Source organism: Pseudomonas sp. TNT2022 ID1044 (genome assembly GCF_028656895.1).
In the GTDB taxonomy this organism is placed as follows: Bacteria; Pseudomonadota; Gammaproteobacteria; order Pseudomonadales; family Pseudomonadaceae; genus Aquipseudomonas; species Aquipseudomonas reinekei.
The window spans coordinates 132,350-145,125 of the sequence record NZ_JAMDHB010000028.1; the positions used below are offsets into that span (position 1 = coordinate 132,350).

Below are 12,776 nucleotides of genomic sequence, written 5' to 3' on the forward strand. Positions count from 1 at the left end.
GCGTTGGCTTAACCGGCCGTTACCGGTGCCGCGGGTTTGGCCACCGAGCACAGGCGAATGGAGTCAGCGAGGATCTCGATTGCCTTCGGACGCGGGAAACTCGCGCGCCAGGCAATGGCGACGGTGCGGTAAGGGACCGGTGCCGACAGTGGTCGGACTTCGATCACGCCGGGAGCGTAGTGGTGGCTGTCGACCGCCGACAACGGCAGGATCGAGATGCCCAGACCGGACGCGACCATGTGCCGAATGGTTTCCAGCGAACTGGACTCAACCGTGGTGTGCTTGGCACCGTCGTTGCCTTTGGTCAGCGTCGGGCAGGCCTCCAGCACTTGATCGCGGAAGCAGTGACCTTCACCGAGCAGCAGCAGGCTCTTGTCGTTAAGCAGGCTGGCGTCGATGGATTCTTTTTGCGTCCATGGGTGCTGAGCCGGCATCAGGACGTAGAAAGGCTCGTCGTAGAGTTGCAAGGTCAGCACGTCGGCTTCGCTGAACGGCAGGGCGATGATGATCGCGTCGAGTTCGCCGTTGCGCAGTTTGTCGCGCAGTACGTGGGTAAAGTTTTCTTCGATGTACAACGGCATCTGCGGGGCAACCCGGTGCAGTTGCGGGATCAGGTGCGGGAACAGGTACGGGCCGACGGTGTAGATCGCGCCGACTTTCAGCGGCGCGGTCAGCTGGTTCTTGCCGGCTTGTGCCAGTTCGCGGATACCTTGGGCCTGCTCAAGCACCTTTTGCGCCTGTGCAACAATGCCTTCGCCAACCGGAGTCAGGCGCACGGCGCTTTTGCTGCGCTCGAAAATCAGCACACCGAGTTCGTCTTCAAGCTTCTTCACGCCCACCGACAGGGTCGGCTGGCTGACGTGGCAACGCTCGGCCGCGTGGCCGAAGTGCTGCTCTTGGGCGAGGGTAACGATGTAGCGTAATTCTGTAAGAGTCATAGCAAGCGTCCATGAAGTTGCGGGCCAAGCATACCGGCTGCAATCGATAGACGCACGTTATCAGACAGTATGTGCTGAGTGACACCGGCCAATGCGAAAAGCAAAAAAAATCGCAGCCTGCGGCAGCGCTTGCGAGGTGTACAACAAACCTCTGCAGGAACTGCCACAAGCTGCGATCTTTTGAGCGGCTGCCTTTTAGCGGCGGCGTTTTTCCAGCGAGTAAACGAACGGTGCAACGATCTCGATGGAGCCGTTATTCAGCATGTCGGCCGGTGGCTTGGGCAGCGGCTGGGCGCGGCGGATCATGTCCAGGGTAGCCCGGTCGAGATCGGCATTGCCGGAGCGGCCCACCAGTTCGAACGACAATACGTTACCTTCGGCATCCACGACAAAGCGCAGACGGTTCAAGCCTTCCTTGCCCCGCGACTGCGCACTGGCCGGGTACTTTTTGTACTTGGCCAAATGTGCGAGCAGCGCGCCTTCCCAGCTGGCCTTGGCGGCCACTTGTGCGGGTGAAGGACCAGGAGCGGGTTGAGCGGATTTCTCCGTCGGCGCCTGGGTCGGTTGTGCGTCGCTCGGTTTTTCCTCGGACGGCTTTTCCTTCGGCAGCTCCGGCTTTTTCTCCACCGGCTTGGGCGGTTTCGGCTTTGGCTTGGGCGGTTTGGGTTTGGGTACCGCAATCTCGGCTTTCGGCGCTTCGGCCAGCTTCGGTATTGGCAGTTCTTCCACCGGTGCCGGTGGCTGTGGCGGCGTTATCACCTTTGGCGGTGCCGGCGGTGGCGGGGCCGGAACCGGCGCCAGTTCGACCATCATTGCCTGAGGCGGCAATTCGATGGGCGGGCGGGAGGTCCAGTTCACGGCCAGCGCGATAGCCAGGGCGTGAACGCCCAGCACCACGGCCAGGCTACCGCTGTAACGCGTCAGCTTATGGCGCGTCTCGATCATTTCTTGACTGCCGTCTCGAGCCCGACCAGGCCGACCTTCAGGTAACCGGCCGAGCGAAGGTTGTCCATCACACTCATCAGGTCACCGTAATCCACGCCTTTATCGGCCTGGAAGAAGATCGTCGTGTCTTTCTTGCCTTGGGTCCGGGCGTCGAGGGTGGCGCCCAGTGTTTCGGCTTTCACTTCCTCTTCGCCAAGGAACAGGCGTTGGTCAGCCTTGACGCTGAGGAACACCGGTTTCTCTGGCCGCGGCGCCGGTTTGGCGGTGGAGGCGGGCAGGTCGACCTTGATGTCCACGGTGGCCAATGGAGCGGCCACCATGAAGATGATCAGCAGCACCAGCATCACGTCGATGAACGGCGTGACGTTGATTTCGTGGTTTTCGGACAGATCGTCGTCTGCCCCTTCTTTCAAATGCAGGCCCATGGCCGATTACCCCACTTTCACCATGTGCGGTTGCGAGCTGCGCTCAGGCTGGTGATCGAGGTCACGGCTGACCAGCAACAGGACTTCTGCCGACGCGTCGGACACCTGCGCCTTGTAACCGGCGATGGAGCGGGCAAACACGTTGTAGATGACTACCGCAGGAATCGCCGCGACCAGGCCCAGCGCAGTCGCCAGCAGGGCTTCGGCAATGCCGGGGGCCACAACGGCGAGGTTGGTGGTCTGGGTTTTGGCGATACCGATGAAGCTGTTCATGATGCCCCACACGGTACCGAACAGGCCGACGAATGGCGCGGTGGAACCGATGGTGGCGAGGACGCCGGTGCCGCTGCTCATGTTGCGGCCGCAGGCGGCGACCAGGCGCTCGAGGCGGAAGCTGACGCGTTCCTTGATGCCTTCTTTTTCGCGGCTGCTGGCCGACAGATGCATTTCTTCCAGCGCATCATGGACCAACAGGTTGGCGAGGGTGCCTGGCTTGGCTGCGGAAGCGCTGGCTTCTTTGAGCGTGGCGGCTTTTTTCAGGTGGGCGATTTCGGTGCGCAGACGACGCTTGGCGCCCATCAGCTCAAAGCCTTTGGCAATCCAGATGGTCCAGGTGATGATCGATGCGATCGCCAGGCCGATCATCACGATTTTCACGATGATGTCGGCGTTCTGGTACATGCCCCATGGCGACAGGTCATGGGCCATGCCCAGGCTGTTGTCGGCTTCGAGGACTTGAGGAGCGTCGTCGCCCAGCGCGTCTTGCGCCGGTACTGCCTGGGCCGGGTCGGTCGCGGCAGGTGCCGCAGCGGGGGCGGTATTATCGGCCGGGGCGGATGCTGTGGCGGCCGGGGTGGCTGGCGCTTGTGCGTCGGCGAATGCGGCGGTCGGCGCCAGCATCAGGCTGAGCAGCAGGGCGGCCACTGCGCTCCAGGCGCGAGGTCGTTTGGTTGGCGAAGCGGGGAGTTGATTGCGTGTCATGCTGGCCGGACCTGAGAGAAAAAAACGGGTTATGTTCTTCCAGGCCTCGAAGGGCCGAGAACAAAAGTGGTCCGCATTATTGCAAGTAATTCTTGTTAACAAAAGTAATAGAGTATCTTTTTTTCCTGCATTACTAGCCGCTCGTCCATTGCCGGGGCTAGTCTGTCCGTTTCCAAGGGGAGTTTTCTGATGTCCGCGCCTTCTGTATTAATCGCCGGTTGCGGTGATGTCGGCAGCCGTCTGGCCACGCAATTGTTGGCGGGCGGGTGGGAGGTTCACGGCTTGCGGCGCGACGTTTCGCGTTTGCCCGATGGCGTGATCGGCGTTGCCGGCGACCTGTTCAAGAAAGACTGCCCGCCGACCTGGCCCATCGGTGCCGTGGATTATCTGGTGTATTGCGCAGCCGCCACCGATCACGATGAAGCCGGCTACCGCGCTGCTTATATCGAGGGCTTGCAGCATGTGCTGGAGTGGCTGGGCGACTACGGACAGGTGCCCAATCGCATTTTGTTCGTGTCCAGCAGCAGTGTTTATGGCCAGCAGGGAGGCGAGTGGGTCGACGAGGCTTCGCCGGCTGTCGCGTCCGGCTACTCAGGACGCGTCATGCTGGAAGCCGAACGAATCGCCCTCAACAGCGGCATTCCCGCCAGTATCGTGCGGCTGACCGGTATTTACGGGCCGGGCCGCGAATGGTTGCTGACCCAGGTGCGTCGCGGGTATCGCGTGGCGGTCGATCCTCCGCTCTATGGCAACCGGATTCATGCCGACGATGCTGCAGGGCTGATGGCGTGCTTGCTTGAGGCGGACCGGCGCGGGGTAAAACTGGATGATGTCTACATCGGCGTCGATGACGCGCCAGCGCCGTTGGCGGATGTGGTGGGTTGGTTGCGCGAGTATCTGGGCGTGACCGATTGGGCCGATGACGCCAGCGTGCGGCGCACGGGCAGCAAGCGCTGCAGCAATGCGCGGGCCAAAGCCCTGGGCTGGACGCCGAAGTATCCGAGTTTCCGCGAAGGTTATGCCGCGATCATCGACGGGAACAGCTGACCTCGGGGAACGCATAACAGCTGTGGAGCCTGCTCGCGAAGAGGTCGCAACATCAACTTATCTGTCGACTGTTACGCCGCTTTCGCGAGCAGCCTCGCTCCCACATGGGGATCTTCCTTGAAGCAGACCCGGGTTACTGTTTTTCGAGCAACCACTTGCGATCGCCCGGCGTGAACTGCGGCATTTCGTCCGCTTGAGCGGTGTTCACCGTCTGGAAGATTTCCAGCTCTTTGCCTTTGCGGGCAAAGATCCAGGCGTTTCCTTGTCCGTTCAGTTGCAGCCACATATTGTCGTTGCCGCCACTCATCGAGGCGCAATCACCTGCCAGGCACAGGGCATAGCGGTCGCTGCCTGGCAAACCGGTCACCTGGCCGTCGGCCTGGAACTGCACGGTATTGCCTTCGCCGGGACCGCTGACGACCTTCCAGCTGCCGCCCATGTAGGCCGAATACAGTGCGCGCTCGAAGCTGGCGCCGATCGGTGCGCCCTCCGGAACCGGAATCAACGCACGGTCGAAGACCTGGGCCGATTCATTTTCAGTCGCGGCCTGGCTCAACTGTTTGCCGTCGCGCTTGAGCTCGCTACCGGAGCTGCCATAAAAGTCGACTTTCCAGGCACCGGACTCTTCGCCCAGCAGCTTGCCGTCGACATTTTCAAAACCATTGGTGTAGCGGGCCTGACCAGCCTTGGTGTTGACGTCCCATTCCAGGTTCGGGCCATAGGCCTGGAGCGCTTCGCGCAGGGGGACACCTTTGGATGCAGCGTCAATCGCCACCTGGTTGATCCAGGTGCCGCTGATATCACGGTCGGCAGGGTCGCTGGCACATCCGCCCAGGAACAGGGCGAGCAGCGAGAGAGCAAGCGCTTTGCGCATGGGTGAAATCCTTTCAAGCTTTCTTTACAGCAGAGCAATTGGCGCAGCGCTGGGCTGCGCCGCACGCATTACTCGATGACCAGGATGGCATCCATTTCAACCTGCGAACCCTTTGGCAGGGCTGCTACGCCGATGGCGGCGCGGGCTGGGTAAGGCTGGTCGAAGTATTTGCCCATGATCTCGTTGACCTTGGCGAAGTGGCTCAGGTCGGTGAGGAAGATGTTCAGCTTGACGATGTCCTTGAACGAACCGCCAGCAGCTTCAGCCACGGCCTTGAGGTTCTCGAACACCTGGACGGTCTGGGCTTCGAAGCCTTCAACCAGTTCCATGGTTTTTGGGTCCAGAGGAATCTGACCCGACATGTAAACGGTATTGCCAGCCTTGATCGCCTGGGAATAAGTACCGATAGCGGCCGGGGCCTTGTCGCTGGTGATAACAGTCTTGGTCATTGATGACTCCTTGTTAGGGGCGGGCTTAGGCGCGCATGCGGGTAATGCGAATGACCCCGGTGAGGGCGCGCAGTTTCTTGATCACGCGGGCCAGGTGCACGCGATCGTGCACGCTGACCACCAACTGGACCACGCTGATGCGACCATCGCGTTCGTCCATGCTGATTTTCTCGATATTGCCGTCGGCCGCGTTGACGCTGCTGGCCAGCAGGGCGATGAGGCCGCGCTGGTGTTCCAGCTCGACGCGCAGCTCGACGTTGAATTCGCCGGTGACATCCTTGGCCCACGAGAGCTGGATGCATTTTTCCGGGTTATGGCGGATTTCGCTGATGTTGCGGCAGTTGTCCAGGTGCACGACCATGCCTTTGCCCGCGGACAGGTGGCCGACGATCGGGTCTCCCGGGATCGGCGTGCAGCACTTGGCGTAGCTGAGTACCAGGCCTTCGGTGCCACGAATCGCCAGCGGACCTTCCGGGCTTGGCAACTGTTCGCCTTCGCCCAGCAGGCGGCGGGCGACGACGTAGGCCATGCGATTGCCCAGGCCGATGTCCTCCAGCAAGTCTTCGATCAATTCGAGACGGTACTCGACCAGCATCGCCTTGACCCGCTCGGCCGGGATTTTCTCCAGTGAGCTGTCGAAGCCGTTGAGGACCTTGTTCAGCAGGCGTTCGCCCAGGCTGATGGATTCGGAGCGACGTTGCAGCTTCAGCGCGTGGCGGATGTGCGTACGCGCCTTGCCGGTGACCACGAAGTTGAGCCACGCCGGGTTCGGCCGGGCGCCAGGAGCGCTGACGATCTCGACCGTGGAGCCGCTTTGCAGCGGTTCGGACAGCGGCGCGAGACGGCGATTGATCCGGCAAGCGATGCAGCTGTTGCCGACGTCAGTGTGTACCGCATAAGCAAAGTCGACCGCCGTGGAGCCTTTGGGTAGCTCCATGATCCGGCCTTTTGGCGTGAACACGTAGACCTCGTCCGGGAACAGGTCGATCTTCACGCTTTCAATGAACTCCAGCGAGTTGCCGGCACGTTGCTGCATTTCCAGCACGCCTTTGACCCACTGGCGGGCGCGGGCATGAGTGCCTTTGGGCTGCTCGTCGCCGCTGGATTTGTACAGCCAGTGAGCGGCGATGCCGTTGTTGGCCATCTCTTCCATTTCACGGGTGCGGATCTGGATTTCGATCGGAACACCGTGCATGCCGAACAGCGTGGTGTGTAGCGACTGATAGCCGTTGGCCTTGGGGATCGCAATGTAATCCTTGAAGCGCCCCGGCAACGGTTTGTACAAATTATGTACAGCGCCTAGCACGCGGTAGCAGGTGTCGACCTTGTCGACGATGATCCGGAACGCGTAAACGTCCATGATCTCGTTGAAGGCCCGACGCTTGCCGCGCATTTTCTTGTAGATGCCGTAGAGGTGTTTCTGGCGACCGCTGACCTCGCCCTGGATGCCATCGATGGCCAGGCAGTGGCTGAGGGACTCTTCGATCTTGTTGACGATTTCCTTGCGGTTGCCCCGGGCGCGTTTGACAGCCTGGTAGATCCGCGCCGAACGCATCGGGTGCATGGCCTTGAAGCCAAGGTCTTCGAACTCTATGCGGATGGCGTGCATGCCCAGCCGATTGGCGATGGGTGCATAGATTTCCAGGGTTTCCTTGGCGATGCGCCGGCGTTTTTCGCCGGACAGCACTTCCAGCGTGCGCATGTTGTGCAGACGGTCGGCCAGCTTGACCAGGATTACGCGTATATCGCGCGCCATGGCCATGGCCATTTTCTGGAAGTTTTCGGCCTGGGCTTCGGCCTTGGTCTCGAAGTTCATCTGGGTCAGTTTGCTGACCCCATCGACCAGTTCGGCCACGGTTTCGCCGAACTGCGCTTGCAGCGCTTCCTTGGCGATACCGGTGTCTTCGATCACGTCATGCAGCATCGCGGCCATCAGGCTCTGATGGTCCATGTGCATGTCGGCAAGAATATTGGCCACGGCAAGAGGATGCGTGACATACGCCTCACCGCTACGGCGGCGTTGGCCGTCGTGGGCTTGTTCGGCGTAGAAATACGCTCGGCGGACCAGGTTGACCTGGTCATTGCCGAGGTAGGTCGATAAGCGATCGGCGAGGGCGTCTATGCTCGGCATGATAAATCCTGCCGAAGGCTGTGACCCTGCGCCGTGCTACGTCGACCAGGCATAGGCTTAGACGGCCTCGTTGGACTCGTCCTCGAACGCTGCGAACAGCGGTTCGTCTTCGACGATTTCAGCGTTGGCGATGAACTCGTAGCTCATCAGGCCTTCAGCGATTTCACGCAGGGCTACAACGGTAGGCTTGTCGTTTTCCCACTGAACCAGGGGCTCTTTGCCGCCGGTGGCCAGTTGACGGGCACGCTTGGTAGAGAGCATGACCAGCTCAAAGCGGTTTTCCACGTGTTCTAGGCAGTCTTCAACGGTTACGCGGGCCATGGTATTCCTCGGAGCGAATGCAATATGCGCGCTGCCCGGTTGGGCGAGCGGACTCAACAGTTTAAAAAATCACCAGCGTTTAGGGAAGCGCTGATTTTTTGACCAAGCCCTTCAACGCGCTGCAAGTGCCAATGTAAAGCCCTTGCAGCGGTTTTGGGAAGTGCTCTTTAGCCGAGCAATTCAGCCAGTAATTTGCCGTGGCGCTGCTGCTGACGCTTCTGAATCAGCTGATTGGCGCGGAAAATCGCCTTCAGATCGTGTAGCGCGTGGGCGAAATCGTCGTTGATGATCAGGTAGTCGTAGTCAACATAGTGGCTCATCTCGCTGACGGCTTCGCGCATCCGGCCGTCAATGATTTCGTCGCTGTCCTGGCCGCGATTGGTCAGGCGCTGGTGCAGGGCCTGCAATGACGGCGGCAGAATGAAGATCGAACGGGCCTGCGGCATCAGCTTGCGCACTTGTTCGGCGCCCTGCCAGTCGATCTCCAGAATCAGGTCGTGACCTTCATCCAGGGTCTGCTGCAAGTGGCTCTGCGAAGTGCCGTAAAGGTTGCCGAACACTTCGGCGCGCTCAAGGAAATCGCCGTGCTCGATCATCTTCACGAACTCGCTGCGGTCGACGAAGTGATAGTTCACGCCGTTCACTTCACCGGGGCGCATGGCGCGGGTGGTGTGGGAGACCGAAACGCGGATCTCCGGATCGGCGTCGGTCAGGGCCTTGACCAGGCTGCTTTTGCCCGCGCCCGATGGGGCGGAAATGATGTACAGGGTGCCGGTGCTGTGGGTCATGTAGGGTTGCCTTACTCAATATTCTGCACTTGTTCGCGCATCTGCTCGATCAACACCTTGAGGTTGACCGCAGCCTGGGTGCTGCGCGGGTCGAAGGCTTTGGAGCCCAGTGTATTGGCTTCGCGGTTGAGCTCCTGCATCAGGAAGTCCAGGCGCCGCCCGGCAGCGCCGCCGGACTTGAGTACCCGGCGAACTTCAATGATATGAGTGCTCAGGCGATCCAGTTCTTCGGCGACGTCGCTTTTTTGCGCGAGCATGACCATTTCCTGTTCCAGGCGCTGCGGATCCATGTCGGCCTTCACGTCGGCGAAACGATCGAGCACTTTCTGGCGCTGGGCGGCGAGCATCTGCGGAACCATTTCGCGCAAGGTCACCACGTCTTCTTCAATGGATGTCAGGCGTTCGTTGATCAAGCGTGCCAGCTCCGCGCCTTCGCGCTCGCGGCCGGCCTTCAGCTCTTTGAGGCCCTGGTTGAACAGCGCCAGCGCCTCGGCATTCAAGGCTTGCGGGTCGATGGCATCGCCCACCAGCACGCCGGGCCAGGCCAGGACTTCCAGCGGATTCAGCGCTGCCGGGTTCTTGATCAGGCTGGCAATGGTCTCGGCGGCGGCGACCAGCTGCGCGGCGCGCGCCTGATCAACCTGCAAGGATTTGCCGGTGTTTTCTTCGGTGAAGCGCAGCGTGCATTCGAGTTTGCCCCGGGACACACCTTGCCGCAGGGCTTCACGGACGGCGCCTTCGAGGTCACGAAAGGACTCTGGCAGGCGCAGGTGGGGTTCCAGGTAGCGACTGTTGACCGAGCGCAATTCCCAGCTCAGGGTGCCCTGGACGCCGGCGCTTTCGACGCGGGCGAAGGCGGTCATGCTGTGCACCATGGAGGTACCTCGCAATGCAAATCGGCGCGGAACTGGCATTCCGGCAATCCGATATCAATGAATTAAAGCCGACTGGCAGCAAAGGCGCAGGATTGTAGCGCAGTGGCGCCAATGCGCCCAAACACACGGAGTGACAAACGGCTACAGGTCGTCGGGCACGGGCCGTTCAGAGCCTTCGCTCGTCCGAGGATTTTTTTAGAAGTGCCCAGTCGTGGCTGGCAGCTCTATAATGCTCCGCAGTTTTCCGTCCCCGTACAGGTATCCCTTATGAAACGTCCAAGTGGTCGCGCTGCCGATCAGCTCCGCTCGATCCGCATTACCCGCAACTACACCAAACACGCCGAGGGATCTGTACTGGTCGAGTTCGGTGATACCAAAGTCATCTGCACCGTCAGCGTTGAAAACGGCGTGCCGCGTTTCCTCAAGGGCCAGGGCCAGGGTTGGTTGACCGCCGAGTACGGCATGCTGCCGCGCGCTACCGGTGAGCGTAACCAGCGTGAAGCGAGCCGCGGCAAGCAAGGCGGCCGCACCCTGGAAATCCAGCGCCTGATCGGGCGCTCCCTGCGCGCTGCGCTGGACATGTCCAAGCTGGGCGACGTCACCCTGTACGTCGACTGCGATGTGATCCAGGCCGACGGCGGCACCCGCACTGCGTCCATCACCGGCGCCATGGTTGCGCTGGTCGACGCCTTGAAAGTGATCAAGAAGCGCGGCGGCCTGAAAGGCGGCGACCCGCTCAAGCAAATGATCGGCGCTGTGTCGGTGGGCATGTACCAGGGCGAGCCGGTGCTCGACCTCGATTACCTGGAAGACTCGGCAGCCGAGACCGACCTGAACGTGGTGATGACCAGCACGGGCGGTTTCATCGAAGTCCAGGGCACCGCCGAAGGCGCACCGTTCCAGCCGGAAGAGCTGAACGCCATGCTGGAATTGGCCAAGCAAGGCATGAGCGAAATCTTCGATCTGCAAAAGGCTGCGCTGGCTGACTGAGCGGATTGTTCCACGCAAGGAGGACGTTATGAGTGATGAGCAGCTGCCACTTCCCACGCCGAGCCGTGAGGTTCGCCAATGGGCCATGTTTTGTCACTTGTCCGCCTTGCTCGGGATCTGGATTCCGTTCGGTACCCTGATCGGCCCGTTGATTCTCTGGCAGATGAAGCGTGAGATGGACCCGTTCGTCGATGCGCAAGGCAAGGAAGCGCTGAACTTTCAGATCACCGTGGCCATTGCTTCCACCATTTGCTTGCTGCTGATGGTGGTGATTGTCGGGTTCTTCCTGTTTGGTCTGGTGGCGATTGGGGCGTTGGTGCTGACGATTATTGCCGGCGTGAAGGCTAACGAAGGCTTCCCGTATCGATATCCGTTCACGTGGCGATTGATCAAGTAAGTCAGTACGTTTCTGGTTAATCAAAATGCCCCGCTTGTCGGGGCATTTGTATTTTTATTATCAAATAATTTCTGCAGTAACTTGTACTTACTTCCTTACACCTTTGGTCACAACTGCAAAGCCGAAGTTCTATTCATATCCTTGGCAGCAATACTTGTCGATTGTTAAAGTTGCTCCAAGTTATATTTGTCAGAAATATTTCGATATATTCAGTCCATTGACGGACCCTGAAAGTAACCATAATCAGCGTTGAGAACAATCAACCTGTTCATGAGGCGTGTCCAGGTAAATAGTTCGCCCCTGAATGAATAGCCAAGAATGACCAATGATTCAGCTCGATTTTTACGGAACACTTGTCGCCGCTTCCTTAGTAATGTTATTAGGTCGCGGACTAGTCACACGTGTCGGATTTTTACGCGCTTACAATATCCCTGAGCCTGTAGCGGGTGGCCTGTTGGTCGCCTTGGTTCTTTTGATATTGAGATTGCTCGATATGGAAGTCCGATTTGATACCTCGCTACAAACTCCATTGATGCTGACGTTTTTCGCCACCATTGGCTTGAGTGCAGACTTCGCCAGCCTGAAAAAAGGCGGGCGCGTAGTGGGGATTTTCCTGTTGGCGGTGACCGGGCTGCTGGTGGTCCAGAATGCCATGGGTATCGGGCTCGCGACGGCGTTGGGCCTCGATCCGCTGATGGGCTTGCTGACAGGCTCGGTGACGTTGGCAGGTGGTCATGGCACAGGTGCTGCGTGGGGCGCGACCTTCAGTGAGAAATACGGTGTGGCGTCCGCCTCCGAACTGGCCATGGCCTCTGCGACGTTTGGACTGGTGCTGGGTGGTTTGATCGGTGGGCCGGTTGCTCGCCTGCTTATCAAGCGTACTCACGTGCCCGGCTGCAATGGACACGAAAAGCCGCGGGTGCCAAAGGGTTTTGAGCAGCCGAACAAAGAACGTTCGATCACGCCATTTTCGTTTATCGAGACACTCGCACTGATCGCCGTGAGTTTGTTGGCGGGCAATCTCCTCAATGGCATGCTCCGCGAAACCGCATTTGAGTTGCCGACATTCGTATGTGTCTTGTTCGTGGGTGTGATCTTGCGCAACGGACTTTCTGCATTTGGCTTGTATCAGGTGTTTGAGCGCGAAGTCTCTGTATTGGGGAACGTCAGTTTGTCGCTGTTTCTGGCGATTGCGCTGATGTCGCTCAAATTGTGGGATCTGGCGGCACTGGCTTTGCCGATCTTCATTATTCTGGCCGCGCAAACGTTGGTCATGGCACTGTTTGCGATATTCGTGACATTTAGAATCATGGGCCGTAACTACGACGCTGCAGTGCTGGCGGCGGGACATTGCGGCTTCGGATTGGGTGCCACGCCAACGGCCATCGCCAACATGCAAGCGGTGACACAGCGCTACGGACCGTCGCAGATTGCGTTCCTGGTAGTGCCAATGGTGGGCGCTTTCTTCATCGACATTGTTAATGTCATTGTCATCAAGTTGTATCTGGCGTTGCCGCTTTTCGGCGCGGCTTGAAATTCAGCGCGCTTGATCCGGCTCAAAAAAATGCCCGTATCTTCCGATACGGGCATTTTTCATGTTCGAACTACGTCGAGC

14 protein-coding genes are annotated in these 12,776 nt (G+C 59.6%); 4 read left to right on the top strand and 10 right to left on the bottom strand.

Annotated elements, in window-relative coordinates:
- Positions 1 to 8: 8 nt before the first annotated feature.
- The 4 genes from M5G20_RS28000 to exbB form a co-directional block, all read right to left on the bottom strand.
- Complete coding sequence (locus tag M5G20_RS28000) at positions 9 to 938, bottom strand: hydrogen peroxide-inducible genes activator (RefSeq protein WP_075946874.1); 930 nt, start codon at positions 936 to 938, stop codon at positions 9 to 11.
- 195 nt (positions 939 to 1,133) lie between these two features.
- The gene (locus M5G20_RS28005; RefSeq protein ID WP_273921861.1) at positions 1,134 to 1,883 is read right to left on the bottom strand and encodes an energy transducer TonB family protein; all 750 of its coding nucleotides are present in this window, start codon (positions 1,881 to 1,883) and stop codon (positions 1,134 to 1,136) included.
- Positions 1,880 to 2,308 (bottom strand): TonB system transport protein ExbD, encoded by a 429-nt coding sequence (gene exbD / locus M5G20_RS28010; protein ID WP_273921862.1) that lies wholly within the window; start codon positions 2,306 to 2,308, stop codon positions 1,880 to 1,882. Before exbD ends, M5G20_RS28005 begins: the two co-directional genes overlap by 4 nt.
- Positions 2,309 to 2,314: 6 nt before the next feature.
- Positions 2,315 to 3,289, bottom strand: a complete 975-nt coding sequence (exbB, locus tag M5G20_RS28015) for a tonB-system energizer ExbB (RefSeq protein ID WP_273921863.1) — start codon at positions 3,287 to 3,289, stop codon at positions 2,315 to 2,317.
- Between the two features lie 189 nt (positions 3,290 to 3,478).
- Here exbB and M5G20_RS28020 point away from each other — a divergent pair, with 189 nt between their 5' ends.
- Positions 3,479 to 4,336: an SDR family oxidoreductase gene (locus M5G20_RS28020; protein WP_273921864.1), complete on the top strand. Its 858-nt coding sequence runs from the start codon at positions 3,479 to 3,481 to the stop codon at positions 4,334 to 4,336.
- A 133-nt stretch (positions 4,337 to 4,469) separates the two neighbouring features.
- Here the strand turns inward: M5G20_RS28020 and M5G20_RS28025 are convergent, their stop codons facing one another.
- The 6 genes from M5G20_RS28025 to M5G20_RS28050 form a co-directional block, all read right to left on the bottom strand.
- Complete coding sequence (locus tag M5G20_RS28025; protein ID WP_273921865.1) at positions 4,470 to 5,210, bottom strand: hypothetical protein; 741 nt, start codon at positions 5,208 to 5,210, stop codon at positions 4,470 to 4,472.
- Between the two features lie 68 nt (positions 5,211 to 5,278).
- Complete coding sequence (locus tag M5G20_RS28030; RefSeq protein ID WP_003229509.1) at positions 5,279 to 5,659, bottom strand: RidA family protein; 381 nt, start codon at positions 5,657 to 5,659, stop codon at positions 5,279 to 5,281.
- A gap of 25 nt (positions 5,660 to 5,684) precedes the next feature.
- Positions 5,685 to 7,790 carry a bifunctional GTP diphosphokinase/guanosine-3',5'-bis pyrophosphate 3'-pyrophosphohydrolase gene (gene spoT / locus M5G20_RS28035; RefSeq protein ID WP_075946868.1) on the bottom strand — a complete coding sequence of 702 codons (2,106 nt, stop codon included), beginning with the start codon at positions 7,788 to 7,790 and terminating at the stop codon, positions 5,685 to 5,687.
- 57 nt (positions 7,791 to 7,847) lie between these two features.
- Entirely contained in the window at positions 7,848 to 8,111 is a 264-nt protein-coding gene (rpoZ, locus tag M5G20_RS28040; RefSeq protein ID WP_003177259.1) for a DNA-directed RNA polymerase subunit omega, read from the bottom strand.
- A gap of 167 nt (positions 8,112 to 8,278) precedes the next feature.
- On the bottom strand, positions 8,279 to 8,899 hold the full coding sequence (gmk, locus tag M5G20_RS28045) for a guanylate kinase (protein ID WP_007975181.1): 621 nt from the start codon (positions 8,897 to 8,899) through the stop codon (positions 8,279 to 8,281).
- An 11-nt stretch (positions 8,900 to 8,910) separates the two neighbouring features.
- Positions 8,911 to 9,774, bottom strand: a complete 864-nt coding sequence (locus tag M5G20_RS28050; RefSeq protein WP_273921866.1) for a YicC/YloC family endoribonuclease — start codon at positions 9,772 to 9,774, stop codon at positions 8,911 to 8,913.
- 267 nt (positions 9,775 to 10,041) lie between these two features.
- On the opposite strand from M5G20_RS28050, the gene rph reads away from it, so the two are divergent.
- From rph to gltS, 3 genes are all read left to right on the top strand, one after another.
- On the top strand, positions 10,042 to 10,764 hold the full coding sequence (rph, locus tag M5G20_RS28055) for a ribonuclease PH (protein ID WP_273921867.1): 723 nt from the start codon (positions 10,042 to 10,044) through the stop codon (positions 10,762 to 10,764).
- A 28-nt stretch (positions 10,765 to 10,792) separates the two neighbouring features.
- Positions 10,793 to 11,161, top strand: coding sequence for a DUF4870 domain-containing protein (locus M5G20_RS28060; RefSeq protein WP_075946866.1), 369 nt, complete (start codon positions 10,793 to 10,795; stop codon positions 11,159 to 11,161).
- Positions 11,162 to 11,486: 325 nt separating this feature from the next.
- On the top strand, positions 11,487 to 12,695 hold the full coding sequence (gene gltS / locus M5G20_RS28065) for a sodium/glutamate symporter (RefSeq protein WP_273921868.1): 1,209 nt from the start codon (positions 11,487 to 11,489) through the stop codon (positions 12,693 to 12,695).
- Positions 12,696 to 12,776 lie beyond the last annotated feature (81 nt).

Coding starts and splice junctions, on each gene's coding strand:
- rph (WP_273921867.1), top strand. CDS start 10,042: ATGAAACGTCCAAGTGGTCGCGCTGCCGATCAGCTCCGCTCGATCCGC.
- exbD (WP_273921862.1), bottom strand. CDS start 2,308: ATGGGCCTGCATTTGAAAGAAGGGGCAGACGACGATCTGTCCGAAAAC.
- rpoZ (WP_003177259.1), bottom strand. CDS start 8,111: ATGGCCCGCGTAACCGTTGAAGACTGCCTAGAACACGTGGAAAACCGC.
- gmk (WP_007975181.1), bottom strand. CDS start 8,899: ATGACCCACAGCACCGGCACCCTGTACATCATTTCCGCCCCATCGGGC.
- M5G20_RS28005 (WP_273921861.1), bottom strand. CDS start 1,883: ATGATCGAGACGCGCCATAAGCTGACGCGTTACAGCGGTAGCCTGGCC.
- M5G20_RS28020 (WP_273921864.1), top strand. CDS start 3,479: ATGTCCGCGCCTTCTGTATTAATCGCCGGTTGCGGTGATGTCGGCAGC.
- exbB (WP_273921863.1), bottom strand. CDS start 3,289: ATGACACGCAATCAACTCCCCGCTTCGCCAACCAAACGACCTCGCGCC.
- M5G20_RS28025 (WP_273921865.1), bottom strand. CDS start 5,210: ATGCGCAAAGCGCTTGCTCTCTCGCTGCTCGCCCTGTTCCTGGGCGGA.
- M5G20_RS28000 (WP_075946874.1), bottom strand. CDS start 938: ATGACTCTTACAGAATTACGCTACATCGTTACCCTCGCCCAAGAGCAG.
- spoT (WP_075946868.1), bottom strand. CDS start 7,790: ATGCCGAGCATAGACGCCCTCGCCGATCGCTTATCGACCTACCTCGGC.
- gltS (WP_273921868.1), top strand. CDS start 11,487: ATGATTCAGCTCGATTTTTACGGAACACTTGTCGCCGCTTCCTTAGTA.
- M5G20_RS28030 (WP_003229509.1), bottom strand. CDS start 5,659: ATGACCAAGACTGTTATCACCAGCGACAAGGCCCCGGCCGCTATCGGT.
- M5G20_RS28060 (WP_075946866.1), top strand. CDS start 10,793: ATGAGTGATGAGCAGCTGCCACTTCCCACGCCGAGCCGTGAGGTTCGC.
- M5G20_RS28050 (WP_273921866.1), bottom strand. CDS start 9,774: ATGGTGCACAGCATGACCGCCTTCGCCCGCGTCGAAAGCGCCGGCGTC.